The organism is Pseudooceanicola sp. NS-SX9 (assembly GCF_057380705.1).
On sequence record NZ_CM170818.1, the window covers coordinates 1,245,857 to 1,271,492 of the forward strand.

At 67.4% G+C, this 25,636-nt stretch carries 25 protein-coding genes; 12 read left to right on the forward strand and 13 right to left on the reverse strand.

The window, feature by feature from the left end:
* Positions 1-13 precede the first annotated feature (13 nt).
* The 5 genes from AC2ITM_RS05940 to AC2ITM_RS05960 all read left to right on the forward strand — a co-directional run bounded on the left by AC2ITM_RS05940 (position 14) and on the right by AC2ITM_RS05960 (position 6,506).
* Positions 14-922, forward strand: a complete 909-nt coding sequence (locus tag AC2ITM_RS05940; protein WP_486468904.1) for an AAA family ATPase — start codon at positions 14-16, stop codon at positions 920-922.
* Positions 923-1,066: 144 nt separating this feature from the next.
* Entirely contained in the window at positions 1,067-2,335 is a 1,269-nt protein-coding gene (locus AC2ITM_RS05945) for a vWA domain-containing protein (protein ID WP_486468905.1), read from the forward strand.
* A gap of 106 nt (positions 2,336-2,441) precedes the next feature.
* Positions 2,442-4,403, forward strand: coding sequence for an OmpA family protein (locus tag AC2ITM_RS05950; RefSeq protein ID WP_486468906.1), 1,962 nt, complete (start codon positions 2,442-2,444; stop codon positions 4,401-4,403).
* 118 nt (positions 4,404-4,521) lie between these two features.
* The gene (locus AC2ITM_RS05955; RefSeq protein WP_486468907.1) at positions 4,522-5,490 is read left to right on the forward strand and encodes an XdhC family protein; all 969 of its coding nucleotides are present in this window, start codon (positions 4,522-4,524) and stop codon (positions 5,488-5,490) included.
* A complete protein-coding gene (locus AC2ITM_RS05960) occupies positions 5,487-6,506 on the forward strand; it encodes a molybdopterin-binding protein (protein WP_486468908.1) in 1,020 nt (339 codons plus the stop codon). Before AC2ITM_RS05955 ends, AC2ITM_RS05960 begins: the two co-directional genes overlap by 4 nt.
* Before the next feature lie 367 nt (positions 6,507-6,873).
* Here AC2ITM_RS05960 and infC read toward each other — a convergent pair whose 3' ends face one another.
* The 7 genes from infC to AC2ITM_RS05995 form a co-directional block, all read right to left on the reverse strand.
* Positions 6,874-7,368 (reverse strand): translation initiation factor IF-3, encoded by a 495-nt coding sequence (gene infC / locus AC2ITM_RS05965; RefSeq protein ID WP_486468909.1) that lies wholly within the window; start codon positions 7,366-7,368, stop codon positions 6,874-6,876.
* A 197-nt stretch (positions 7,369-7,565) separates the two neighbouring features.
* Positions 7,566-8,417 (reverse strand): ferredoxin--NADP reductase, encoded by an 852-nt coding sequence (locus AC2ITM_RS05970; RefSeq protein WP_486468910.1) that lies wholly within the window; start codon positions 8,415-8,417, stop codon positions 7,566-7,568.
* Positions 8,418-8,474: 57 nt separating this feature from the next.
* The gene (locus tag AC2ITM_RS05975) at positions 8,475-8,858 is read right to left on the reverse strand and encodes a DUF934 domain-containing protein (RefSeq protein ID WP_486468911.1); all 384 of its coding nucleotides are present in this window, start codon (positions 8,856-8,858) and stop codon (positions 8,475-8,477) included.
* Positions 8,855-9,616, reverse strand: coding sequence for a phosphoadenylyl-sulfate reductase (locus AC2ITM_RS05980; protein WP_486468912.1), 762 nt, complete (start codon positions 9,614-9,616; stop codon positions 8,855-8,857). Before AC2ITM_RS05980 ends, AC2ITM_RS05975 begins: the two co-directional genes overlap by 4 nt.
* Positions 9,606-11,279, reverse strand: coding sequence for a nitrite/sulfite reductase (locus AC2ITM_RS05985; protein WP_486468913.1), 1,674 nt, complete (start codon positions 11,277-11,279; stop codon positions 9,606-9,608). Before AC2ITM_RS05985 ends, AC2ITM_RS05980 begins: the two co-directional genes overlap by 11 nt.
* Positions 11,280-11,283: 4 nt before the next feature.
* Complete coding sequence (locus AC2ITM_RS05990) at positions 11,284-11,583, reverse strand: DUF2849 domain-containing protein (RefSeq protein WP_486468914.1); 300 nt, start codon at positions 11,581-11,583, stop codon at positions 11,284-11,286.
* Between the two features lies 1 nt (position 11,584).
* On the reverse strand, positions 11,585-12,583 hold the full coding sequence (locus AC2ITM_RS05995) for an NAD(P)-dependent oxidoreductase (protein WP_486468915.1): 999 nt from the start codon (positions 12,581-12,583) through the stop codon (positions 11,585-11,587).
* 145 nt (positions 12,584-12,728) lie between these two features.
* On the opposite strand from AC2ITM_RS05995, the gene AC2ITM_RS06000 reads away from it, so the two are divergent.
* Entirely contained in the window at positions 12,729-13,190 is a 462-nt protein-coding gene (locus tag AC2ITM_RS06000; RefSeq protein WP_486468916.1) for an Lrp/AsnC family transcriptional regulator, read from the forward strand.
* Positions 13,191-13,356: 166 nt separating this feature from the next.
* Here AC2ITM_RS06000 and AC2ITM_RS06005 read toward each other — a convergent pair whose 3' ends face one another.
* On the reverse strand, positions 13,357-14,541 hold the full coding sequence (locus tag AC2ITM_RS06005; protein ID WP_486468917.1) for a cytochrome P450: 1,185 nt from the start codon (positions 14,539-14,541) through the stop codon (positions 13,357-13,359).
* Positions 14,542-14,612: 71 nt separating this feature from the next.
* Here AC2ITM_RS06005 and AC2ITM_RS06010 point away from each other — a divergent pair, with 71 nt between their 5' ends.
* The 5 genes from AC2ITM_RS06010 (at position 14,613) to AC2ITM_RS06030 (ending at position 21,029) form a co-directional block, all read left to right on the forward strand.
* The gene (locus tag AC2ITM_RS06010; protein WP_486468918.1) at positions 14,613-16,376 is read left to right on the forward strand and encodes a sensor histidine kinase; all 1,764 of its coding nucleotides are present in this window, start codon (positions 14,613-14,615) and stop codon (positions 16,374-16,376) included.
* An 18-nt stretch (positions 16,377-16,394) separates the two neighbouring features.
* Complete coding sequence (locus AC2ITM_RS06015; protein WP_486468919.1) at positions 16,395-17,624, forward strand: sigma-54-dependent transcriptional regulator; 1,230 nt, start codon at positions 16,395-16,397, stop codon at positions 17,622-17,624.
* A gap of 233 nt (positions 17,625-17,857) precedes the next feature.
* Positions 17,858-18,868: a DctP family TRAP transporter solute-binding subunit gene (locus tag AC2ITM_RS06020; protein WP_486468920.1), complete on the forward strand. Its 1,011-nt coding sequence runs from the start codon at positions 17,858-17,860 to the stop codon at positions 18,866-18,868.
* Positions 18,869-18,962: 94 nt separating this feature from the next.
* Positions 18,963-19,631 (forward strand): TRAP transporter small permease, encoded by a 669-nt coding sequence (locus AC2ITM_RS06025; protein WP_486468921.1) that lies wholly within the window; start codon positions 18,963-18,965, stop codon positions 19,629-19,631.
* A gap of 3 nt (positions 19,632-19,634) precedes the next feature.
* Positions 19,635-21,029: a TRAP transporter large permease gene (locus AC2ITM_RS06030; protein WP_486468922.1), complete on the forward strand. Its 1,395-nt coding sequence runs from the start codon at positions 19,635-19,637 to the stop codon at positions 21,027-21,029.
* Positions 21,030-21,150: 121 nt separating this feature from the next.
* Here the strand turns inward: AC2ITM_RS06030 and tpiA are convergent, their stop codons facing one another.
* The 4 genes from tpiA to AC2ITM_RS06050 all read right to left on the reverse strand — a co-directional run bounded on the left by tpiA (position 21,151) and on the right by AC2ITM_RS06050 (position 23,262).
* On the reverse strand, positions 21,151-21,900 hold the full coding sequence (gene tpiA / locus AC2ITM_RS06035) for a triose-phosphate isomerase (RefSeq protein WP_486468923.1): 750 nt from the start codon (positions 21,898-21,900) through the stop codon (positions 21,151-21,153).
* 109 nt (positions 21,901-22,009) lie between these two features.
* Complete coding sequence (locus tag AC2ITM_RS06040) at positions 22,010-22,390, reverse strand: TfoX/Sxy family protein (RefSeq protein ID WP_486468924.1); 381 nt, start codon at positions 22,388-22,390, stop codon at positions 22,010-22,012.
* A gap of 14 nt (positions 22,391-22,404) precedes the next feature.
* On the reverse strand, positions 22,405-22,758 hold the full coding sequence (locus AC2ITM_RS06045) for a HesB/IscA family protein (protein WP_486468925.1): 354 nt from the start codon (positions 22,756-22,758) through the stop codon (positions 22,405-22,407).
* 141 nt (positions 22,759-22,899) lie between these two features.
* On the reverse strand, positions 22,900-23,262 hold the full coding sequence (locus tag AC2ITM_RS06050; RefSeq protein ID WP_486468926.1) for an SUF system Fe-S cluster assembly protein: 363 nt from the start codon (positions 23,260-23,262) through the stop codon (positions 22,900-22,902).
* Between the two features lie 202 nt (positions 23,263-23,464).
* On the opposite strand from AC2ITM_RS06050, the gene AC2ITM_RS06055 reads away from it, so the two are divergent.
* Positions 23,465-24,067, forward strand: a complete 603-nt coding sequence (locus tag AC2ITM_RS06055; RefSeq protein WP_486468927.1) for an OmpW/AlkL family protein — start codon at positions 23,465-23,467, stop codon at positions 24,065-24,067.
* Between the two features lie 57 nt (positions 24,068-24,124).
* Here the strand turns inward: AC2ITM_RS06055 and tgt are convergent, their stop codons facing one another.
* Positions 24,125-25,255 (reverse strand): tRNA guanosine(34) transglycosylase Tgt, encoded by a 1,131-nt coding sequence (tgt, locus tag AC2ITM_RS06060; RefSeq protein WP_486468928.1) that lies wholly within the window; start codon positions 25,253-25,255, stop codon positions 24,125-24,127.
* Positions 25,256-25,636: the final 381 nt, after the last annotated feature.

Below are 25,636 nucleotides of genomic sequence, written 5' to 3' on the forward strand. Positions count from 1 at the left end.
CCGGAGGACCCCCATGCCGATGCCCGCCTCGATCGACGATACCGCGACACTGCTGGCGGGGCAGGGCTATGTCGCGGCCCGGCCGCTGGCGACGGTCTGCTTCCTGGCGCTGCGCCTGGGCCGGCCCTTGCTGCTGGAAGGCGCCCCCGGCACCGGCAAGACCGAGATCGCCAAGGCGCTGGCCGCGGCCCTGGGCCGGCGGCTGATCCGGCTGCAATGCTACGAGGGGCTCGATGCGGCCTCGGCGGTCTGTGACTGGAACTTTGCCGCCCAGATGATCGCCATCCGCACCGCCGAGGCCACCGGCACCGCCGACCCCGACCGCCTGCAGCGCGACCTCTTCGGCCCGGATTTCCTGGTCGAACGCCCGCTGCTGCAGGCCATGCGCCCGCATCCCGAAGGCCCGCCCGTGCTTCTGGTGGACGAGCTTGACCGCACCGACGACCCGTTCGAGGCCTTCCTGCTGGAAGCCCTCTCTGACTTCCAGCTCACCATCCCCGAGCTGGGCACGATCCGCGCCCCCGAACCGCCCATCGTCATCCTGACCTCGAACCGCACCCGAGAGATCCACGATGCGCTGAAACGGCGCTGCCTGTATCACTGGGTCGACTACCCCGATGCCGCGCAAGAGCTGCAGGTCCTTGCCGCCCGCGCCCCCGAGGCCCCCGAAACGCTGTCGCGTCAGGTGGTGGCTTTCGTGCAGCGCCTGCGCACGGAAGACCTGTTCAAGCAGCCGGGCGTCGCCGAAACCATCGACTGGGCGAAATGCCTGCTGGCGCTCGACGTGATCGCCCTCACCCCGGAGGTGATCTCGGACACGCTGGGGGCGCTCCTGAAATACCAGGACGACATCGCCCGGATCGAGGGCGCCGGGGCCCGCCGCCTGCTGGACGAAATCCGCGCCAGCCTGCCGTCCGCCTGACATGTGCCTTCATCTTTCCGCAAATATGCTGCAGGGGGTCGGGGGGATGCAAAATCCCCCCGTCGCAGCGCGTCCCCCCGTCGCAGCGCGTCCCCCCGTCGCAGCGCGTCCCCCCGTCGCAGCGCGTCCCCCCGTCGCACCGCCATGACCGAAGCCTTGCCCTTCCCGCTGCCAGACCGGCCGCGCCTTGCTGCCAACATCGTGCATTTCGCCCGCGCCCTGCGCCGCGCGGGCCTGCCCATCGGCCCGGGCCGCGTCCTGCAGGCGATCCGCGCGGTCGAGGCCGCGGGCCTGTCGGAGCGCCGCGATTTCTACTGGACGCTGCATGCCTGCCTGGTCTCGCGCCCCGAAGAGACCGCCGTCTTCGACCAGCTCTTTCGGCTGTTCTGGCGCGACCCGCGCTTCATGGAACAGATGATGTCGCTGATGCTGCCCTCACTGCGCGGCACCACCGCCCCCCACACGCCTGCGGCCGCCGAACGCCGCGCCGCCGAGGCGCTGACGGGCGACGCCCCACCACCCGACCTGCCGCCCCCCGAACCGGCCGAGGCCCTGCGCATCGACGCCAGCCTGACCGGATCGGCCCGCGAACGGCTGCGGCATCTCGATTTCGAACAGATGAGCACCGACGAGCTGGCGCAGGCGCGGCGGATGCTGGCGCGGCTGGCGCTGCCGGTGCCGCCGCTACCGGACCGCCGGGCCCGGCCCGCACCGCGCGGCCGCCCTGATCCCCGCGCCAGCCTGCGCGCCGCGCTGCGCCAGGGCGGCGAACTGCTGCACCCGGCCTGGAAGGCGCCGGGCACCCGGGCGCCCGATCTGGTGGTGCTGTGCGACATTTCCGGCTCGATGAGCCTCTATTCCCGGATGGTGCTGCAGTTCCTGCATGCGGTGGCCAATCGCCCGCACCGGCGCGGGGCCGGGGGCGGCACCGGCTGGAACCGGGTCCAGGCCTTCACCTTCGGCACCAGGCTGACCTGTATCACCCGCCACCTCGCGACCCGCGATGTCGACGCAGCCCTTGCCGCCGCCGGCGCCGAGGCGCAGGACTGGGAGGGCGGCACCCGGATCGGTGACTGCCTGCAGGCCTTCAACCGCGACTGGTCCCGGCGGGTGCTGTCGCGGGGCGCGGTGGTGCTGCTGGTCTCTGATGGCCTTGACCGGGGCGATCCCGGGCAGCTGGGGCGCGCAGCCGAACGCCTTCAGCTGTCGTGCCGCCAGCTGATCTGGCTGAACCCGCTGCTGCGCTACGCGGGCTTTGCGCCCAAGGCACGCGGCATCGCGGCCCTGCTGCCGCATGTCGACAGCCTGCGCACGGTGCATTCCCTGGCCTCGCTGGAGGCCCTGGCCCTGGCCCTGTCGCAGCCCGCCGATACCGGCGAGAAGGCGCGCCTGATGTGTCTGCTGCGTGAGTGATATGGCGGGAATCCGCTGCCCTCCTGCAACGCAGCATTGAACCGGAATGTGTTCTCGGAAGTTGTAGGCCCTGAAACCGTCAAAACCGACGGAAGAGAGGAAGACGATGACCAAGACCCTGCTGAAGAGCACCACGGCCCTGGTGATGAGCATTGCCCTTGCCATTCCCACCACGGGTTTCTCGCAGTCGAATGACGGCGGGAAGGAGGCTCAGAAACCGCGCCAGGAGGCATGCGCCCCGAGCCAGGACTGCAAGGCCCACGATCAGTCCAAAGGCCAGCAGCGCAAGGCCGAACCCGCGCCTCAGCCCGAGAAAAAGGCCCCCGCACCCCAGGCTGAGAAGAAGGCCGGCAATGCCGATGCCGCCCCGAAGGCGCCCGAGAAATCCGTGACGCCCGAGGCCCGCAAGAACAACCCGGCGCCCGAGAAATCCTCGAAGCCGCAGGCCAAGCCTGAGGGGGCTCAGGAGGCACCTGCCTCTTCCGCCAAGCCGCAGGCCCGCGAAGACAAACCCGCTGCCGCTCCGAATGCGCAGAAAAAGCCCGCCGAACCCGCTGCGAAGATGGGTGGCAAAGCCGATGACAAGGCCCCCGCCAAGGCCGATGCGCCTGCGAAGGGCGATGCCCCTGATGCTGACGCGCTGAAGAAGAAGCTCTCGGACCAACAGGGCGGCCCGAAGGCCGAAGACAAGGCCCCCGCCAAGGCCGATGCGCCTGTGAAGGGCGATGCCCCCGATGGCGATACGCTGAAGAAGAAGCTCTCGGATCAACAGGGTGGCCCGAAGATGGACGACAAGGCCCCCGCCAGGGCCGACGGTGCGCCGGACCAGCAGCCGCGCCGTGACGCGGACAAAGGCGATGCGCCGAAGGACGCCCCCAAACAGGTGGCCCCCGAGGAGCTGAAGAAGGAAACCGCCGCCGCCGAGAACCCCGGTGTCCGCCAGGACGCCCGTCAGCAGGCCGAACAGCAGGCCAAGCGCGAGGCGGACCGCCAGGATCGCCGCCGGGACGTCGCCGCCGCCGGCAATGGCAAGGCCGCCGATGTCGAGGACGACAAGGTGACCAAGTCCGAGATGCGCACCTCGGGCGAGGAATTCCGCACCCGTCCCGGCGATACGCAGCGCCCGGGTGACAAGGCAGGTGACAAGGCGCCCGCCCCCTCGGGCCGTGAGGCCAAGAAGGACGGCAACGACTTCTTCGATGCCATTGCCAAGGCCGCCATCGTGGGGGTCGGCGCCTATGCCGTGGGCAGCATGCTCAATAACGGCGACAAGGTGGTGTCGAACACCGGTGACCGGGTGGTCGTGCTGAACGACGGCCAGTACCGCGTGCTGAAGGACGACAACGTCCTGCTGCGCCAGCCGGGCAACGACCTGCGCACCGAAACCTTCTCGGACGGCTCGACCCGCACCACGGTCGTGCGTCAGGACGGCACCCGGATCGAGACCATCCGCGCCGCCGACGGCACGGTGCTGCAACGCTCGCGCGTGCTTGATAATGGCGACCGGGTGGTGCTGTTCGATGACACCCGCAGCTACAAGCGGGTGAACGTGGCCGACCTGCCGAAGCCTCGCAACCAGGTGATCGAATACAGCAATTCGGATTCCTCCGCGCTGGAACGCGCCCTGCGCAATGAGCAGGTCAAGGTGGGTCGGACCTTCTCGCTGGGGCAGATCCGCGACATCTCGGCCGTGCGCAAGCTGGTCCCCGAGATCTCGCTGGATGACATCACCTTTGCCACCAATTCGGCGGTGATCCAGCCTGAAGAGGCACAGCACCTGGCGGCGCTGGGCAAGGCGATGGCCGACATGATCCAGGCGAATCCCGCCGAGGTCTTTCTGGTCGAGGGCCATACCGATGCGGTGGGCAATGCGGCTGCCAACCTGGCGCTGTCGGACCGCCGCGCCGAGAGCCTGGCGCTGGCGCTCACCGAATATTTCGACGTCCCGCCCGAGAACATGGTCGTCCAGGGCTATGGCGAGAGCGACCTGAAGGTGCAGACCGCCTCGGACAACCGTGACAACCGTCGCGCCGCCGTGCGCCGGATCACGCCACTGCTGCAGCAATAAGCGGCACGACGGCAGTGCTACGCCGGGGAAGGGCCATGCGAAAGCGTGGCCCTTTCGCCGTTTCGACCCTAGATTGACGGCATCGGGACCTGTGCGCCCCGGCTGACAGGAGACGGCCATGGACCTTTTCGACGATATCCCCGAACGCGCCCTGGCGTGGTACCGCGCCGGGCGCGGTGCGGCGCTGGCCACCGTGGTCGAAACCTGGGGCAGCGCGCCGCGCCGGGTGGGCAGCCTGCTGGCGATTTCCGGTGATGGCGAGATCGCAGGTTCGGTCTCGGGCGGCTGCGTCGAGGGCGCGGTGGTGGTCGAGGCGCTGGAGGCGATGGAGGACGGCGCGCCCCGGCTGCTGGACTACGGCGTCAGCGATGGCGATGCCTTCGCGGTGGGGCTGGCCTGCGGCGGGCGGATCCGGGTGCTGGTGCAGCCTGTGGGTGATGCCTTTCCCGACGTGGCGCTGGCTGAACTGGTCGAACGCCGCGCGAGCCGGGCGCGGGTGGCGGTGGTCTCGGACGCCGAAGGCCGGGTCGAGCGGCTGGCGCAGGAGGGGTTCGAGGACCGTTTCCGCATGGACCGCTCGGGGTTCGAGGACGACGGGCGGTTTGTGCTGATCCAGAATCCGCCGCTGCGGCTGATCGTGATCGGGGCGGTGCATATCGCCCAGGCGCTGGTGCCGATGGCGCGGATCGCGGGGTTCGATCCGGTGATCGTCGATCCACGGGAAAGCTTCGGCTCGGCCGCGCGGTTCCCCGGCGAACGGGTGCTGAACGACTGGCCGGACGAGGCGCTGCGGGCGGTGGGGCTGGACGCGCGCACGGCGGTGGTGCTGCTGACCCATGATCCCAAGCTTGACGATCCGGCGCTGATCGAGGCGCTGCGGTCCGATGTCTTTTACATCGGCGCACTGGGCTCTAGCCGGACGGGGGCGCGGCGGCTGGAACGGATGCAGGCGGCGGGCTTTACCGAGCTGGATCTGGCGCGCATCCACGGGCCGGTGGGGCTGGACATCGGCGCGGCCGGCCCGGCCGAGATCGCGGTCTCGGTCCTGGCCGAGATGGTCCAGGTGCTGCGCAAGGGGCAGGCATGAAATTCGGCCCCGTGCCGGTGTCCGGGGCGCTGGGGGCGGTGCTGGCGCATTCGCTGACGCTGCCCGATGGCCGGATGCGCAAGGGCAAGCTGCTGGAGGCCGCCGATCTGCTGCGGCTGCAGGCGGCGGGGGTGCAGGAGGTCGTCGCGGCCCGGCTGGAGGCCGGTGACGTGCCCGAGGACGCCGCCGCCCTGCAGCTGGCGCAGGCGCTGGTGCCCGATCCCGCGGGCGTCGGGCTGCGGCTGGGGGCGGCGGCGACGGGGCGGGTCAATATCCATGCCGCGGGACCCGGCGTGCTGGAGGTCGGGGCCGGGCGGATCCATGCGCTGAACCGGATCGATCCGATGATTTCCGTGGCCACGGTGCCCGAATGGCAGCGCTGCGCCGAGCGGACCATGGTGGCGACGGTCAAGATCATCTCTTACGCGGTGCCCGGCGCGGCCCTGCAGGCCGCCTGTGCGGCGGGCCAGGAGGCCTTGCGGCTGCATCCGCCGGTGCGCCGCCGGGTGGCCCTGCTGCGCAGCTACGTTGGCGGCAGCGATCCGCAGGAGGACATTTCCGCGATCGGGCGCCGGCTGGCGCGGCTGGAGGCGGCGCTGGAGGCCGACATCGCCGTGCCGCACCGCACCGGGGCGCTGGCCGAAGGTCTGGCGCAGCTGGCGGCGGGCGCGCCCGAGATGATCCTGATCCTGACCGGCTCGGCCACCTCGGATCCGCGCGACGTGGCGCCCGAGGCCCTGCGCCGGGCGGGCGGGACGGTGACGCGCTTCGGGATGCCGGTCGATCCGGGGAACCTGCTGTTCTTTGGCGCCCTGGGGGATGTGCCGGTGATCGGACTGCCGGGATGCGCGCGCAGCCCGGCGCTGAACGGCGCCGACTGGGTGCTGGAGCGGATGCTGTGCGGGCTGCGCCCCGAGAGCGACGATATCGCGCGGATGGGGGTTGGTGGGTTGTTGAAGGAAATTCCCAGCCGGCCGCAGCCGCGTGAGCCCAGGACAAGGCCGGGCGCGGGCTGAGGGCGCCTCCGGCGGGCATATTTGGGGAAAGATGAAAGCCGGTGGGCGCCAGGGGCAGAGGCCCGTGCAGGCGGCTGGGATGGGGGCCTGTGTGGGGGCGGGCTGTCCCGGTTCGCTTTGTCGTGTCGGAAGGCCGCTTGACGCGGCGCGGGGGCGGAAGGGGCGGTTGCGGGCGGACGAGGCGGGGTGTTGGCGTGCGCTTCCCGGGGGCTGCGGGCGGGGGAGGCGCTGCGCGCCTGCCTCCGGCGGCCGTATTTTTCGGAAAGATGACAGGCCGGGATGCCGGGGGGCCTGAGGTGGGGGCTTGCGGGATGTGAAAACGCCCTCCGGTCGGGGAGGGCGTTTGCAGTGTCGGAAGCGGGATGGATCAGCGCGCCATCGGGCCGATCATCATGACCATCTGGCGGCCTTCCATCTTCGGCATGTTTTCGACCTTGCCGAGTTCTTTGACGTCTTCCGCCACGCGTTCCAGCAGGTCACGGCCCAGGTTCTGGTGCGCCATCTCGCGGCCGCGGAACCGCAGGGTGACCTTTACCTTGTCGCCGTTCTCCAGGAACTTGACGACGTTGCGCATCTTGACGTCGTAATCGTGCACATCGGTGTTCGGGCGGAATTTGACTTCCTTGACCTCGATCACCTTCTGCTTCTTCCGGGCTTCGGATTCGCGCTTCTGCTGTTCATACTTGAACTTGCCGAAGTCCATGATCTTGCAGACCGGAGGCGTTGCGTTCGGCGAAATCTCGACGAGATCGAGGCTGGCTTCCTCGGCCAGTGCCATCGCCCGCTGGGGCGTCACCACGCCAAGGTTCTCGCCTTCGGCGCCGATCAGGCGGACTTCGGGGCAGCGGATACGGTCATTCACGCGGGGGCCGGTTTCACGGGTCGGCGGCGCGTTGTGGGGTCTGCGAGCTATGGTTTTGTTCCTTTGATCGTTGGAAGAATTGAGGCGGGAAAATAAGCCCGGGAAGGCTGGTTTTCAAGCGGCTTTTCGCCAGATGCGGCCATGCAGAAGGGCAGCGGGGGTGCCGCTGCCCTGATTTCTGCCCGTCAAGGGGGATATCAGTCGACGAAGGCCTTCTCGACCACGTAGTGCTTGGGGTCGGAATTGGCGCCCTCTTCCAGGCCGTAGCCTTCGAGAAGTTCCTTGATCTCGATGTTGAAGGCGAGGTTGCCGCAGACCATGCCACGGTCGGTTTCCGGGTTGATCGGCGCGATGTCCAGATCCGCGAACACCTCGCCCGAGCGCATCAGATCGGTGATGCGGCCCATCTTGGGGCTGTCTTCGCGGGTGGTGGTGGGATAGTAGCGGATCTTCTTCCAGAAGCCTTCGCCGATCAGCTCGTTCAGCAGCTCGTCGGTTTTCAGGCTTTCGATCAGCTCGGCGCCATAGGTCAGCTCGCCCAGGGTGCGGCAGGTGTGGGTGATCACCACCTCGTCGTAATCCTCGTAGGTCTGCGGTTCGCGCAGCAGCGAGGCGAAGGGGGCGAACCCGGTGCCGGTGGCGAAGAACCACAGCCGCTTGCCCGGCAGCAGCGCGTCATGCACCAGCGTGCCCACGGGTTTGGGGCGCAGGATGATCTGGTCGCCGACCTCGATCTTCTGCAGCCGCGAGGTCAGCGGACCGTCCGGCACCTTGATCGAGTAGAATTCCAGTTCCTCGTCCCAGGAGGGGGAGGCGATGGAATAGGCGCGCAGGATCGGTTTCTGGCGGCCGGTCTTTTCGTCAGGATCGCCCATCAGGCCGATCATCACGAATTCGCCCGAGCGGAAGCGCAGCGAGGCGGGCCGCGAAACGCGGAAGCTGAACAGCCGGTCCGTCCAGTGCTTGACGAATGTCACGGTCTGGGCGTCGGGCAGGGCGGGGGTTGCCTTCTGGGCGGGAGCGGTATCGGTCACGGCTGTCTGATTCATTTGTACACAAAGGATCTCTCGACCCTTCCTACCTCGGAAATCCTGAATTCGAAAGCTTTAGGCGCGGCGCAGGCGCGACTGATAGTCGTTCGCCGTCCAGTTTGCCCGAAACTTCCACTGATCTTCCGGCTGGCGCGCGGCAAGGTCGTCGCTGATCTCGACCTCGTCAAAGCCCGACCGGCGGGCCATCGCATATTGGTCGGCGATGACATGACCCGCGGCCCGCAGCTTGCCGGTATAGCCCTTTTGCCGCAGGACGCGGGCAATGGTAAAGCCCCGGCCGTCCGCGAAAGAGGGAAATTCGACCTTCACCAGCGTCGCAGTGCCGGCATCCGCCGTCTGCGGATCGGTGTCGGAGGTCAGCACCACCACATCCGTTTCCGGCAGGTCGGCGGCCCAGTCCTGGGCCGAGAAGCCCTCGTCGGTCACGATAATGCTCATGCTTTCGGTCCTCTCACGATCTTGCCATCCACGACGTGGATGCCGCATTCCGTCTTGTCCTGTCCGCGCCAGCGTCCGGCGCGGGGGTCTTCGCCCGGCTTGACCGGGCTGGTGCAGGGCGCACAGCCGATGGAAGGGTAGCCCTTTGCCACCAGCGGATGCTTGGGCAGGCGGTTTTCCTCCATGTAGTTGCGCACGTCCTCGGCTGTCCAGTGGGCCAGCGGGTTGACCTTGATGCGGTCCTCGCCATCGGCCTCAAAGAACTCCAGCGCGGCGCGGGTGCTGCTTTGGAAGCGCTTGCGGCCGGTGATCCAGCCGTCGAACTGGCCCAGCACCTGCTGCAGCGGGCGCGTCTTGCGCAGGTCGCAGCAGGCGTCAGTGTCGAAGAGGTGCAGCGTGTCGTCCGGGTCTTCCTTGGCCAGCGTCGCGGGCGCGGGGCGGATGATGCGCATGTTCTTCAGGCCCAGCCGTTCGGCGACCTCGACCTGATAGTCGAGGGTCTCTTGGAACAGCATCAGCGTGTCGATGAAATAGACCGGAACCGCCCGGTCCACCATCGAGACAAGGTGCAGCAGCGCCACCGATTCCGCCCCGAAGGAACTGACCATGGCAAGGTTGCCGACGTCATGATCCTTCAGCGCGGCCTCCAGCACCGAGGTGGCGCCGTGGTGGCGATAGCGCGCGTTCAGGGCAGCCACCCGTGCCGCCACATCGGGCGAGGGCGGGGCCCCGAAATCCATGGCTGCTTCAGGCGGCATCGGCCTTCCTTTCGGCTTTCTCGGGATAGAGCGCGTCCTTGAAGGGCTGCGCACCGACCCGGCGATAGGCGGCCAGGAAGGTCTCTTCGGGGCTTTCGCGCAGGCCGAGGTAGGTCTTGACGATGGTCTCGATCGCACCGGTGATCTCGTCATAGGCAAAGCCCGGACCGGTGCGTTCGCCAAGCGCCGCATCCTCGGAGCCGTCGCCGCCCAGGGTGATCTGGTAGTTCTCGACGCCCGCGCGATCCAGGCCCAGGATGCCGATATGGCCGACGTGGTGATGCCCGCAGGCGTTGATGCAGCCCGAGATCTTGATCTTCAGGGGGCCGACCTCGTGCTCCAGCTTCAGTTCCTCGAAGCGGGTGGCGATCTCCTGCGCGACGGGGATCGAGCGCGCGGTCGCCAGCGCGCAGTAGTCCATGCCGGGGCAGGCGATGATGTCCGACACCAGCCCGACATTCGCGGTCGCCAGACCGGCCGGTTTCAGCGCCTCGTAAAGCGCGGGCAGGTCGGACTTGTGGACATGCGGCAGGATGACGTTCTGCTCGTGGCTGATGCGGATGTCGTCATGGCCGTATTTCTCGGCCAGATCGGCCAGCAGGCGCATCTGCTCGGCGGTGGCATCGCCGGGGGTCTCGCCGTGCTTTTTCAGCGAGACGGTGACGATGGCGTAACCCTCCTGCTTGTGGGCCGACAGGTTGGTGTCGGTCCAGGCGCGGAAGGCGGGGTTGGCGTCACGCGCGGCCTCATAGCCGTCAAGGGGCGCATTGCGGAAGGCGGGCGGCGCGAACATCTGCCGGATCCCGGCCAGCATCTGCTGGTCGACGCCTTCGAAGAGGGGCTTGAGCACGGCAAAGCGGGCCTCGGCCTTTTCGCGCAGCGTGTCGAGGCCGTTCTCGTTCACGGTGATCTTGATGCGGGCCTTGTACTTGTTGTCGCGGCGGCCAAGCGTGTTGTAGACCGACACGATCGCTTCCAGGTAGGGCAGCATGTCTGCTTCCGGCAGGAAGTCCTTGATGACCTTGCCGATGACCGGCGTGCGGCCCAGGCCGCCGCCGACAAAGACGCGCACGCCGCGCTGGCCGTCCTGTTCCACCAGCTGGATGCCGATGTCATGGGCGCGCAGCACCGCGCGGTCATGTTCGGCGCCCGACACGGCCAGCTTGAACTTGCGCGGCAGGAACTGGAATTCCGGGTGGTCGGTGGACCACTGGCGCAGCAGTTCGGCCACGGGGCGGGGATCGGCCAGCTCATCCGCGGCGGCGCCGGCGAAATGGTCGGCGGTCACGTTGCGGATGGTGTTGCCCGAGGTCTGGATGGCGTGCAGCTGCACCTCGCCAAGCGCGTCCAGGATATCCGGCACGTCGGGCAGCTTGGGCCAGTTGTACTGGATGTTCTGACGGGTGGTGAAGTGGCCATAGCCCTTGTCCCACTTCTCGGCGATGGTCGCCAGCATCCGCATCTGTTCGCCGCGCAGCGTGCCATAGGGGATGGCGACGCGCAGCATATAGGCGTGCAGCTGCAGGTAGAGGCCGTTCATCAGGCGCAGCGGGCGGAACTCGTCCTCGGTCAGCGCACCGTCGATGCGGCGTTCCACCTGCTGGCGGAACTGGGCATTGCGTTCCGCCAGGAAGGCGCGGTCGAAGTCGTTGTACTGGTACATGGGCTCAGGCCTCCGCTTGCTTGCCGTGGAAGTAGTTCGAGGGGCCGGTGCGGCGGAAATCCTCGCGGAAATGGGTGGGTTCGGGGCCGGCCTCGCCATCCTTCATGTCGGTCAGATAGGCGCCGACGATCTGGCTTTGCTGTTTGGCTGCGACCTTCAGGCGGGCGTCGGCGGTGTCTTCATCGCGCAGCATCTGGGCCTCGGAGAGGTGCCGGGTCCAGGTGTCGGCGGCGGTGAAATAGACGACATCCCCTTCCAGAAGGGCATTGGCGGTGACGACCTTGGGCGTGAACGGACGGGGCATGTCAGGCGGTTTCCTTCAGTTGCGCGGCCTCTCGGGCTGCGATGCCGGGAATGGTGTCGACGGTGACGCCGCTGCGGCGGCAGGCCGCCGCGAGGGAACGCGGCAGCGGATCGGCGGCGATGTAAAGCACATGGGCGCCGTTGTCAGCCTCCAGCGACAGAAGCTGATGCAGCGGCGGAATGCGGTTCGGCCCCGAGGCCAGACGGATGAAACGCGCCTCGCGGCGGGCCAGTTCGAGGATCGCAGGCGCAATGTCGGCATCGTGAACCACGACATCGGCCGCATCCAGCGCCTTGCGGGCCTTCAGCGTCATCATGTCCGGGTCATCGCTGCCGGTGAAGGTCAGGGTGATGCGCGATTGGGCGCCCGGGGCGGTCAGGTGGCGCGCCAGCAGGTCCTGCAGCGCCTGATCCAGCGGCTGGCCGCGGTCATGGGCGGCGGGGCCGTGGCTGTCGAACCACTCGGCCCAGAAGGCGCGGCGGGCGCGGCCGTGGGGCACGGCCTCGGCCGCCGGGCGGAACGCTTGGGCGGCGCGGGCCAGATCGGCGGTGGCCAGGGGCAGGCGGTCTTCCAGCTCGCGCTTGAGGGCGCGGGCCAGCATGGGGGCGGCGCCCTCGGTGCCGATGGCGATGGTCAGGGGGGCGCGGTCGACCATGGCGGGGGTGATGAAGTCCGAGCCGTCCAGATCGTCGACGATATTGCCCAGCACGCCCGCGGCACGGGCGATGGCCATGGTTTCGGCATCGTGGGCGGGGTCCTCGTCGGCGGCATAGACCAGCGTCGCGCCGGCGATGGCCGTGGCGCTGAGCGGCGCCCCGGTCAGCTCCAGCCGGCCGTTGCGGGCCAGGTCGCGCAGCTCGGGGGCGGGGTGTTCGGCATGGACCACGATACGGGCACGGGTCTTCAGCAGCAGACGCAGTTTCGCCAGCGCCGCATCGCCGCCGCCCGAGACGTGCACGCGGGCGCGGTCCATGTCGAGGAAGATCGGGAAGTGTCGCATCGCAGGGCTTTCATGGCGTCGTTGACTTGCCCCTATAATAGGAAATAATCCTGTGTCCGTGCCACTGGGGCCGGGAAATAAGGAATTTCGTTTCTCGGTGCCGGGGCGCATCGATAAATGTTCCAAACCCGGTGGAGAAGCGGGAATGAGTGTCCGCCTGGACGAGACTGACCGGAAAATCCTTTTGCAACTGCAGACGGACGCCGCGCAATCGCTGGATGATATTGCCCGCAAGGTGGGGTCGTCGAAGACCCCGGTGTGGAACCGCATCCGCAAGATGAAGGAGGCCGGGATCATCGGCCCGCAGGTCGCGGTGCTGGATCCGGAAGCGCTTGGTTTCGACGCCTGCTTCTTCGTGCTGATCCGCACCAGCGAGCACGAGGCCGACTGGCAGGCGGCCTTCCTGAAGGCGCTGAAGGACCGCCCCGAGGTGCAGGAGGCGCACCGCCTGGCGGGTGATATCGATTATATCCTGAAAGTGCGGGTGAAGAATGCGCGCGCGTATGATGCCTTCTACCAGGCGTTGATCTCTGAGGTGAAGGTCCACAACGTCACGGCGTTGCTGTCGATGGAAGAGATCAAATCGACCACGGCGCTGCCCCTTTAGCGGGGCGACAGCGGGGGATTTTGCATCCCCCGGCCCCCTGCAGAGTATTTTCGGTCAGATGATGGAACCGGACAGGGGGCAGGGGGTGGTCCCCGCGTCCTTTTTCGGGACGGCGGGACGCGTCGCGGTACTTGCGATGCCGGGGGTGACGGCGCCGCGTGCGGGCTCAGACGGTGACCATCAGGTCCTTCAGCCCGTGGAAGTGGTAGAGATCGGCATATTCGGGCGACTCGGTCAGGCGCAGATCGGGGCAGCGATCGAACAGCACGGGCAGTGCGATCTTCAGCTCCAGCCGCGCCAGCGGCGCGCCGATGCAGAAATGCGCCCCGGCGCCGAAGGCGACATTCGTCTTCACCGGGCGGGACGGATCGAAGACATCGGGGGCCTCCCAGGCCTGGGGATCGCGATTCGCCGATCCCAGCAGGCAGGCCACACGCGCCCCGCGACGGAAGAAGTGGCCTGCGACCTCGGCATCCTCCAGCGCATAGCGCGAGAAGAGGTGCAGCGGCGGGTCGTAGCGCAGGACTTCTTCGATCGTGCCGTCGACACGTTCGGGCGACAGCCAGTGTTGCGGATTGCCGTGGTTCAGCAGCAGCGGCACCGCATTGCCCAGCGTGTTCACCGTCGCCTCGTGGCCCGCGTTCAGCAGCAGGATGCAGGTGCCGATCAGCTCGTCCATCGAGAGCTTCTCTCCGGCTTCCTCGGCATTCAGCAGTTCGGTGATCAGGTCGTCCGCGGGGTGCTTGCGGCGCTCTTCGGCATAGCTGCGGATATAGTCGTGGAACTCCGTCGCGGCGCGGTCGGCTTCTTCCTCGATCCGGGTGTCGCGGCGGGCCTGGTACATCGCGACCATGGTGTTCGACCAGAACAGCAGCTGCGGCGCCATTTCCTCGGGCACGCCCAGCAGGCGGGCGATGACGATCACCGGCACATGCATCGCATAGGCCGACAGCAGGTCGAAGGGCTGGTCGGTGGGGAAATCGTCGATCAGCCTATGGCACAGCGCCTCGATCTCGGGGGCCATGCCGTTGATCCGGCGCGAGGTGAAGGCGCGCAGCACCAGACCGCGCAGGCGCTTGTGAGCCTCGCCCTCCTGCGCCAGCATCGAGCGGTCCTCGACCCGGAAGAAGCCCTGCAGGTGGTCGGGCCGGGGCGGGGCCAGGTCCTCGGGGCAGGTGGTGCCGAAGCGGCGGTCGCGCAGCAGGGCACTGACCAGCGCATGGCTGAAGGCGGCGGGGACGCCGTAATCCGTCCATTCCAGCAGCGGCCCCATGGCGCGGGCCCGGTCGTAGAACGGGTAGGGGTTCTGGACGAAGGCCGCGTCCGTCGGGGATTGCGAGATCTGGATCATGCCCGGCATTTTGCGGGTTGCGCTTTCCAAGGCAAGAGGCGCCCGGCTATCTAGGCAGGGGAGGTTACGCGATGTCACGCAGGCTGCGCATGTTGGCCGGGCTGGTGGCCCTTGTGGCACTGGTCGCGGTGCTGGTCTTTCAGGCAGGCTACCGGCAGTCGCTGCGGGCGCTGGCGCAGCGTGGCCAGTCGGACCTGTCGTTGGCTGCCGACCGGCTGAGCGGCCAGTTGCAGCGCTACCGCGACCTGGCGGTGCTGCTGAAAGACCATCCGCTGCTGCAGGCGCTGCCCGCCGACCGGCCCGCGGCCGAGGCCCTGCTGCTGGGCACAGCCGATCGTACCGGCCTGCTGAACCTGGCCTATCTGGATGCTGGGGGGCTGCTGCTTGCCCAGGCCAAGCCCGGCGCCGTGCCCGCGACCGATTACGTGGCCCGGGCCCTGGCGCGGGCCCGTCAGGGCGCGCTGGGGCAGGGCCATGGCCATGATCCGGCCACCGGCCTGCGCGTCTATGTCTACGCGGCGCCGGTCTTTGGCGCCGATGGCCAGGTCGCGGCGGTGCTGCTGGTCACCGTCAACATCGAGCTGCTGGAGCAGGAATGGCGCGGCGGCCGCCCGGCAGTTCTGTTCACCGATGCGGACGGAGAGGTCTTCATTTCGAACCGGTCCGAGCTGCTGGGCTGGCGGCGGGTAGCCTCGGGGGGAGGTTTCGCGCCTCCGGGTGCGCAGGATGTGCGGGTGCGCGAAAGCCATCCCGCGGGTCTTGACCTGTGGCGCATCGACTGGAGCCCCTACCTGCCGCGTCTGGCGCTGCATATCAGTCGCGACCTGCCGCAGATCGGCATGCGCGGCGAGGCGCTGGTCGATGCCGCCCCCGCCCAGGGGCTGGCGCGGCTGCAGGCGGCGCTGGTGGGGCTGGTGCTGCTGGGGCTGGGTCTGGCGCTGATGGCCGTGGCCGAGCGTCGCCGCGTGCTGGCCCAGGCCAATGCCCGGCTGGAATCCCGCGTTGCCGCCCGCACCGCCCAGCTGTCGGGCGCCAACGCCCGCCTGCGCCGCGAGGTGGCCGAACGTCAGGAGGCCGAGGCCCGCCTGAAACGCGCCCAGGACGAGCTGGTCCAGGCCGGCCGGCTGTCGGCGCTTGGGCAGATGTCGGCGGGGCTCAGCCATGAACTGAACCAGCCGCTGATGGCGATCCGGCAATTCGCCGAAAACGGCGCCCTGTTCGTCGAACGGGGCAAGCCGGAGCGCGCCGCGCAGAACCTGACCCGTATCGCCGATCTGGCCGAGCGCATGGGCCGCATCATCCGCAACCTGCGCGCCTTTGCCCGGCAGGAAAGCGAACCGGTGCGCCGCATCGACATGCGCGCCGTCACCCTGACCGCGATCGAGATGACCGCGGCTCGGATGCAGGCCGAGGGCGTGCGGCTGAACTGGACCCCGCCCGAGGCCCCGGTCTGGGCCATGGGCGGCGAGGTCCGGCTGGGTCAGGTGCTGGTGAACCTGATCTCGAACGCGATCGACGCCATGGCGGGGGGCGAACGCCGGGTGCTGACGATCACGCTGACCGATGGCGCCCGGCCCCGGCTGACGGTGCGCGACACCGGCCCCGGCATCCGCGACCCGGAACGGATCTTCGATCCCTTCTATTCCACCAAGGAGGTGGGCGCGGCCAAGGGCATGGGGCTGGGGCTGTCGATCTCTTACGGGCTGGTGCAGGGCTTTGGCGGTGCGATCCGCGGCCGCAGCCATCCCGACGGCGGCGCGGAATTCACGGTCGAACTGCCCGGAGCGGGGGATGCGCCCCCTCGCATCGGGGCGGGGCAGGGGCTATCTGGGTGAAAACGGCAGGAGGGTGCGATGACGCGGCAGGTTCTGGTGGTCGATGATGATGCGGCCGTGCGCGAGGCGCTGGCGCAGACGCTGGAGCTGGCGGATCTGGAGCCCCTGACCGCCGGGTCCTTCGTGGCTGCCAAGGACCGCATCACCCCCGATTTCAACGGCATCATCCTGTCGGACATCCGCATGCCCGGCCGCGACGGCTTCTTCCTGCTGGACCATACGCTGAAACTGGATCCCGAACTGCCGGTGATCCTGCTGACCGGCGAGGGCGACATCCCGATGGCGGTCGATGCGATGAAGCGCGGCGCCTTCGGGTTTCTGGAAAAGCCCTGCGCCAGCGCCGAGCTGCTGCCGATCCTGGAACGCGCGTTGAAGACGCGCGAGCTGGTGCTGGAGAACCGCCGCCTGAAGGCGCAGCTGGAAAGCGGCGATCCGGCGGCGCGGATGATCTTTGGCCGCTCGGAACAGTCCGAGGCGCTGCGCCGGCGCATCCGCCAGCTGGCCCGCCTGACCGGCGAGGTGCTGGTGACGGGCGCGCCGGGGGCCGGGATCTCGAAGGTGGCCGAGGTGATCCACCTGTCCTCGCCGCTTGCCCAGCGGCCCTTCGTCAAGCGCGCCGCCGCCGGCCTGACCCCCGAGGCGCTGGCCACAGCCTTTCAGGAGGCTGCCGGAGGGTCGCTCTATCTCGATGAAATCGCGGGGCTTTCCCATGAGGGGCAGTTTGCCCTTGCGGAAAGCCTGGAACAGGATCCCTGTGCCCGGCTGATCGCGGGATGCAGCAGCGCCCTGCAACAGGCGGTCGAGGAAGGGCGCTTCAGCGCTGATCTTTATTACCGGCTGGAGGCGCTGAGCGTGCACACCCCGGCGCTGAAGGAACGCCCCGAGGACATCCCGGTGATGTTCCGCCAGTATGTCGCCCAGGCGGCCGAGCAGTCCGGCATGGCCGCCCCCGAGGTCACCCCCGAGGTGATCGCCGCCCTGATGACCCGCGACTGGCCCGGCAATGCGCGGTCGCTGATGAGCGCGGCCATGCGCTTTGTGCTGTCGGGCGGCGGCGCCGAAGAAGAGCGCCCCTCGGATCTGGGGCTGGCCGAACAGATGGCGCAGATCGAGAAAAGCCTGCTGGCGGCGGCGCTGAAACGCCATGGCGGCCAGGCCTCGGCCGCGGCCGAAGCGCTGAAGCTGCCGCGCAAGACCTTCTACGACAAGCTGGCCAAGCATGGGCTGAAGCCCGACTCGTTCCGCTAGGGCTTGTGTGGGATTCCGCACAAAATGACGGAAACCCTGTGCGGGATTCCGCACGCGCCATGCATGTCGGATATGTGCATGGCGCATACCTTACCCACATCCCTCTGAATTCCCTTCGAAAAACGAATTCACCTCACGGTTGATCAGTTTTTCTTGAGCGCAGTCCCGCTGTTGCGGATTTTGGCATCACGCGGGCCCGGCCCGTTCGACTGCACTCTCGGGAGGAGATAGAGATGAAGGTCCTGACCACTGCTGCCACCGCGCTGGCGCTTGCCGCCCTTGCCCCCGCCGCCTTCGCCAACCCGGCCGGCTGCGATGCGGGCGAGATGGTGATCAAATTCAGCCATGTCACCAATACCGACAAGCACCCCAAGGGCATCGCCGCCGAACTGCTGAAGACCCGCGTCAACGAGCAGATGGACGGCAAGGCCTGCATGGAGGTCTATCCGAACTCGACCCTCTACGACGACGACAAGCTGCTGGAGGCGATGCTGCAGGGCGACGTGCAGCTGGGCGCCCCCTCGCTGTCGAAATTCGAGACCTTCACCAAGGTCTTCCGCATCTTCGACCTGCCCTTCATGTTCAAGAACATGGAAGCGGTCGATGCCTTCCAGTCCTCGGACAATGGTCAGGCGATGATGTCCTCGATGGAACGCCGCGGCCTGGCGGGCCTGGGCTTCTGGCACAACGGGCTGAAGCAGTTCTCGGCCAACAAGCCCCTGCTGGAGCCCGAGGATGCCAAGGGCCTGAAATTCCGCGTCCAGCCCAGCGACGTGCTGGTGGCGCAGATGGAGGCGCTTGGCGCCTCGCCGCAGAAGATGGCGTTCTCTGAGGTCTACGGCGCGCTGCAGCAGGGCGTCGTCGATGGCCAGGAGAACACCTGGTCGAACATCCTGGGCCAGAAGTACTACGAGGTGCAGGACGGCATCACCGAGACCAACCACGGCGTCCTCGACTACATGGTTGTGGCTTCGGTCGACTGGCTGGACAGCATGGATGAAGCTACCCGCGACCAGTTCCTGGAGATCCTGGACGGCGTGACCAAGGAACGCAACGCGGCCATCGGCCAGGTCGATGCCGAGGCGCGCCAGGGCGTGCTGGATGCCGGCGGCACGATCCGAGAGCTGACGCCCGAACAGCGCGCCGACTGGGTCAAGGCGATGAAGCCGGTCTGGGACAAGTTCACCGATGATGTCGGCCAGGACAACATCGACGCCGCCCAGGCGATCAACGCCAAGTACTGACCGGCCCCGCACCGGACCCGGAAGGGCGCAGGCCGGACCCTGCGCCCTTCTGCACAAGCCCCCTCACAACACTCGGACAGGAAAGGGAACGGGCATGCATCCTGCACCCGGTGAAAGCGTCATCGACCGGATCGAGGAAACCCTGATCGCGGCCATCCTGGGCGCCATGACGCTCATCACCTTCGCCAATGTGGTGATGCGCTACGTCTTCAACTCGAACATCCTGTGGGCGCTGGAGGGCACGGTCTTCCTGTTCGGCTGGCTGGTGCTGCTGGGGGCCTCCTATGCGGTCAAGAAGAACGCCCATCTGGGGGTCGATGCGATCCTCGAGATCTGCCCCCGCCCGGTGCGCCGGGTGCTGGCGCTGATCGCCATTGCCGCCTGCCTGGTCTATGCCTGCCTGATGCTGAAGGGCGCCTGGGACTACTGGGCCAATTTCGCCGGCCTGCCGCAGACCGAAGGCCGCTGGTTCCCGCTGGGCCTGCAGGAGAAGTTCCGTTCGAAATCCTGGTACGAGGTCAACGACATCCCGTTCCCCGCCTTCCTGGGCTTCATCGAGACCACGCTGAACGGTGGCGAACCCTACGAGAAACTGCCGCGCTTCATCCCCTATGCGGTGCTGCCGCTGTCGATGGCGCTGCTGCTGTTCCGCTTTCTTCAGGTCGCGGTGCAGGTCTGGACGGGCAAGCTGGACCGGATCGTCGCCAGCCATGAAGTCGAAGATGAAATCGCCGAAGTCGCGGAACGCCGCGGGGAGAACTGAGCCATGACCGTCGTCATCCTTTTCGGCCTGGTGGTGGGCTTCATGCTGATCGGCGTGCCGATCGCGGTGTCGCTGGGCCTGTCGTCGATCCTGTTCCTGCTGTGGTTCGGGGATACCTCGCTGGCGTCGATCGCGCAGACGCTGATGCAGGCCTTCGTGGGCCATTTCACCCTGCTGGCGATCCCGTTCTTCATCCTGGCCTCCAGCTTCATGTCGACGGGGGGCGTGGCCAAGCGGATCATCCGGTTCTCGATTGCCTGTGTCGGGCATCTGCGGGGCGGGCTTGCCATCGCGGGGGTCTTTGCCTGCATGATCTTTGCCGCGCTGTCGGGGTCGTCGCCGGCCACCGTGGTGGCCATCGGCTCGATCGTCATCGGGGCGATGACCAAGGCGGGCTATACCAAGGACTTTGCCGCGGGCGTGATCTGCAATGCGGGCACGCTGGGCATCCTGATCCCGCCCTCGATCGTGATGGTGGTCTATGCGACGGCCGTCGACGTGTCGGTGGGGCGGATGTTCCTGGCGGGGGTCATCCCGGGGCTGCTGGCGGGCATCATGCTGATGGTCGCGATCTGGATCATGGCCCGCGTCCGCAACATGCCCAAGGGCGAGTTCGCCGGCATGGGAGAAGTCTGGTCGAGCTTCCGCGAAGCCTTCTGGGGCCTGATGCTGATCGTCATCATCATGGTGGGCATCTACGGCATCCCGGGCATCACGGGGGCGATCTTCACGCCGACCGAAGCGGCGGCGGTGGCCTCGGTCTATGCCTTCATCGCGGCGGTCTTCATCTATCGCGACATGGGCCCGCTGAAGGGCCGCGAGGGCGGCCGCAACCTGGCGCTGTGGGAAAAGCCCGTGGCCCTGGTCACCGCCTGGTTCCACCGCGACACCCGGCGCACTCTGTTCGAGGCCGGCAAGCTGACCGTGACGCTGATGTTCGTCATCGCCAATGCGCTGATCCTGAAGCATGTGCTGACGGATGAACAGGTGCCCCAGCATGTCGCCGAGGCGATGCTGTCGGCGGGCTTCGGGCCGGTGATGTTCCTAGTGGTGGTCAACGTGATCCTGCTGATCGGCGGCCAGTTCATGGAACCCTCGGGGCTGCTGGTGATCGTGGCGCCGCTGGTCTTTCCCATCGCCATCGAGCTGGGCATCGACCCGATCCACCTGGGCATCATCATGGTGGTCAACATGGAAATCGGGATGATCACGCCGCCGGTCGGGCTGAACCTGTTCGTCACCTCGGGCGTGGCAGGGATGTCGATGATGCGGGTGGTGAAGGCGGCGCTGCCGTTCCTGGCGGTCCTGTTCGTCTTCCTGATCCTGGTGACCTATGTGCCGATGCTGTCGACGCTGCTGCCGAATGCGGTCATGGGCCCCGAGATCGTCACCAAGTGAGGGGGCAGGGCGGCGTCCCGGCGGGGCGCCGTCTGGCATCTGGAGACCGAAAAACCGCCGCTTGCGCGGCGGTTTGCCTCCGGCGGGAGTATTTTCGGCCAGATGAAAGAACCGGGCGCGCTCAGGCCCGTTCGAGGGCGCTGACGATGGGGGTGAAATCCTCGGCGCTCAGGGAGGCGCCGCCGACCAGCGCGCCGTCGACATTGGAGATCGAGAAGATCTCTTGTGCGTTCGAGCCCTTGACCGAGCCGCCGTAGAGCAGGCGGACGGATTTGCCGACGCCGTAGCCGAAGCGGTGTTCGAGGCGGGCGCGCATGAAATCGTGAACCTCGCCGATCTCGTCGCGGGTGGGGGTGAGGCCCGAGCCGATGGCCCAGATCGGTTCATAGGCGACGACCAGGTTTTCGCCCGTGGAGCTGTCGGGGATCGACAGGGAAAGCTGCGCGCCGATGATGTCGAGCGTGTTGGTCGACTGGCGCTGGAACAGGCTTTCGCCGACGCAGACCACCGCCATCAGCCCGGCCGCCTGGGCGGTCTTGGCCAGCAGGCGCACGTCTTCGGAGCTTTCCTCGTGATCCTCGCGGCGTTCGGAATGGCCCAGGATCACCGCGGTGGCGCCGGCGTCCTTCAGCATGGTGGCCGAGATGTCGCCGGTATGGGCGCCCGCCAGCCGGTCATGGCAGGTCTGGCCGCCGATGCGGATGCCGGTGCCCTGGCAGATTTCGGCGGCCTGGGCGATCAGCGTCGCGGGCGGGCAGATCAGCACGTCGCAGGCGGGATCGGGATGGGCCCGGGCGAGGGCCTCGATCTCGGCCAGAGAGCTTTTCAGGCCGTTCATCTTCCAGTTGCCCGCGGCTAGTTTCCTGCGCATTTAGTCTCCCTTCCCGGTTTTGCCGGTCTTGTCCTCGGGCGCATTCTTACCTGCAGGCCGGAGAGGTCAAGCCGTTGATAGCGCACACATAGCCCAGGATGGCCTGACGTCAGCCCCGGGCGGCACGACGCCGGGCGCGCTGCCTCTTTTGCAGCGCTGCCGCCCGCGCCGGAGGCAGGGCGAGGCGCGCCCAGCTCAGCGCCTCCTCGGGATCGTCGAGGGTGCTGTCGGGCAGGGACATCAGGGAGGCCACAGTGCGGCGCCCGTCCTTGCGTGCATAGCTGAAAGGGTGGGACCCCGCGGCAAGGAAGGCCGCCTGGGTCGCGGCATCGGCCTTCATGCAGACCGTGCCGTCGGGGGTGATCATGGCGATCATCGCATCCCCCTCGGCGTAAAGTGCCGCGCCCGAGAACATCCGTCCGGTGCGCAGGGGCCCGATCCCCGAGAAGAGATCGGTCAGCCAGGCGAGGAATTCGGGATCCGCAGCCATCGGATCCGCGCCGCTCACATGCCGGCGAACTTGATCGATTCGCCGCAGCCGCAGGCCTCGACCACGTTCGGGTTGCGGAACTTGAAGCCCGATTCCAGCAGCGAGGTCTCGTAGTCGATCTCGGTGCCGAAGAGGAACATCTGGGCCATCGGCGCGATCATCACCCGGGCGCCGTCCTGTTCGACGACCTCGTCCATGCGGTCGACGGAATCGACGTATTCCATGGTGTATTCCATGCCGGCGCAGCCGCCCTTCTTGACGCCGATACGCAGTCCGGCGCTCTGGCCATCCTTCTGCATCAGCTTGACGATCTGCGAGGCTGCGCGGGGCGTGATGGTCACGGCCTGCTTGCCGGGAATGCTGAACATGGGCTGTCTCCTTGTTCCAGAAAAATAGGCCTTCCGGGTGCGCTTGCCAAGGTCCGGCGGGGTGCGGGACATGCAAGGGTGCCATGACCGCAGGCGAGGGCCGGAAACGAACGGGCCTCCCGCAGGGGAGGCCCGGGGGTCTTACATGAAGCCCAGCTCCAGGCGGGCTTCGTCGCTCATCATGTCCATGCCCCACGGCGGATCCCAGGTCAGGTCGACATCGACCTGCTTGACGCCCTCGACCGGTTCGACGGCGTCGATGACCCAGCCGGGCATGTCGCCGGCCACCGGGCAGCCCGGCGCGGTCAGGGTCATGATGATGCTCACCTCGTTCTCCGGGGTGATGGCGATCGTGTAGATCAGCCCGAGGTCGTAGATGTTCACCGGGATTTCCGGGTCATAGACCGTCCGGCAGGCCTCGGCCACCTTGTCATAGAGCGGGTGATCGATGCTGGAGGGCGCGATGAGCGGTTCGCCTTCCTTGGGCTCGGTGATGTCGGTCATGTCAAATCCGTCCTGTTCCTGAGCGATTATATAGGAAATCGTCGCGCAAGGGTCCAGAGGGCAGGGCAAGGTGCCTTGTGCCCCGCGGGGGCGCGGCGGTCCGTCGCAGGGGGCGGGAAACCCACGCGGATTTGATGCAGATCAAGGGTTTGTCACCGCGCCGGGCGCAAAGAGCGCGCATCTGATTTCAAGAGGACCTGACATGAAAACGCGCGCGATTCTCCTTTCCGCTGCCGCAATTGTGGCGCTTGCAGCGACCGGCGCGGCCGCTCAGCAGCGCGGTGACATCACCGTCGGCGTCGGTATCGGCAACGTGAACCCGAAAAGCGACAACGGCACCGTCGCCGGCAGCAAGCTGACCCTGAGCGATGACACCCAGCTGACCCTGACGCTGGAATACTTCCTCAGCGATCGCCTGGGTCTCGAAGTTCTGGCGGCGACCCCCTTCACCCATGACATCAAGCTGGGTGGCGCCAAGGTCGGGACCGTCAAAGAGCTGCCGCCGACGGTGTCGCTGAACTATCACTTCGTGAACCCGACGCGGCTGACCCCCTTCGCCGGCGTGGGCCTGAACTATACTCATGCGTTGGATGTGGACTCGCCGCTTGGCAACCTGACGCTGGATGACAGCTGGGGCGTGGCGCTGCATGCGGGCTTTGACTACGCGATCAGCCCGCGCGGTGCGATCCGGGCCGATGTGCGCTGGATGGACATTGACATGAAGGCCAAGCTGGACGGCGTTGATATCGGCACCGCCGAGGTCGATCCGGTCGTGCTGGGTGTGTCCTACATCATGTCCTTCTGATCCCGCCCGGGGACCAGGAAAGGGGGCGTCCTGCGCAGGCAGGGCGCCCCTTCGCGTTTACAGCCGCTCGATGTCGCCTTCGGCACGCTGCGCATGGAAATCGGCCTCGAATTCGGCAAATCTGCCTTCGGCGATGGCATCGCGCATGCCCTGCATCAGCTCCTGGAAGTAATGCAGGTTGTGCCAGGTCAGCAGCATCCCCGAGATCATCTCCTGCGCGCGGAACACATGGTGCAGATAGGCGCGGGAATAGTTGCGGCAGGCCGGGCAGGTGCAGTGCTCATCAAGCGGACGCGGATCGTCGGCATGGCGGGCGTTCTTGATGTTGACCTGGCCGCGCCGCGTCCAGGCCTGGCCCGTGCGCCCCGAACGCGACGGCAGCACGCAGTCCATCATGTCGACGCCGCGCTTGACGGCGCCCAGGATATCGTCGGGCTTGCCGACGCCCATCAGGTAACGCGGCTTGTCGGCGGGCAGCTGGTCGGGGGCGTAATCGAGCACGCCGAACATCGCCTCCTGGCCCTCGCCCACGGCCAGGCCGCCGATCGCGTAGCCGTCAAAGCCGATGGACTTCAGTGCCTCGGCGCTTTCGCCGCGCAGGTGCTCGGTCACGCCGCCCTGCTGGATGCCGAACAGCGCATGTCCCGGCCGGTCCCCGAAGGCATCGCGCGAGCGCTGCGCCCATCGCATCGACAGGCGCATCGCCTCGGCGACGCGCTCCTCGGTGGCGGGCAGGGCGGGGCATTCGTCGAAGCACATCACGATGTCCGAGCCCAGCAGCTTCTGGATCTCCATCGAGCGTTCCGGGCTCAGGAAATGCCGGGAGCCGTCGACATGGCTGCGGAAGGTCACGCCCTCCTCGGTCATCTTGCGCAGCTCGGCGAGGCTCATCACCTGGAAGCCGCCGGAATCGGTCAGGATGGGTTTCGACCAGTTCATGAACCTGTGCAGCCCGCCCAGCCGGTCGATGCGCTCGGCGGTGGGGCGCAGCATCAGGTGGTAGGTGTTGCCAAGCAGGATGTCGGCGCCGGTTGCGGCGACGCTTTCGGGCATCATCGCCTTCACGGTGGCGGCGGTGCCCACGGGCATGAAGGCGGGCGTCCGGATCTGGCCGCGGGGCGTGTCGATCACGCCGAGTCGGGCCTTGCCGTCGGTGGCCTTGAGGGTGAAGGAAAAGCGCTGTGTCATCCTCGCGCGATACCGCGTTCCCTCCCCGAGCGCCAGTCCCGTGACAGGTCGATCGACATGCATATTTGGGGAAAGATGAAAGGACCAGTGGCCCGCCCCTGACAACTGCTGCGCCATCCGTATTTGAGGAAAGATGAAGCCAGAAGCAACGCTCCTTTCATTTTCTTGTTCAAAATACCTCGGGGGAGCGGGCCGCAGGCCCGTGGGGGCAGAGCCCCCTGCGCCCTCCGGGCCGGGGGATGCCACGTCAGGTGGGGCGGGCGCGTTTCCCGACAGCTGCAATGCGGACCATATCGCGCTTGCCGGGGCCGGACGGCAGGGGCACACTGGCAGGCAGTCGGTTGCATTCGCGGGGCCCAGCCCCCAGATGTTGACAAGAAA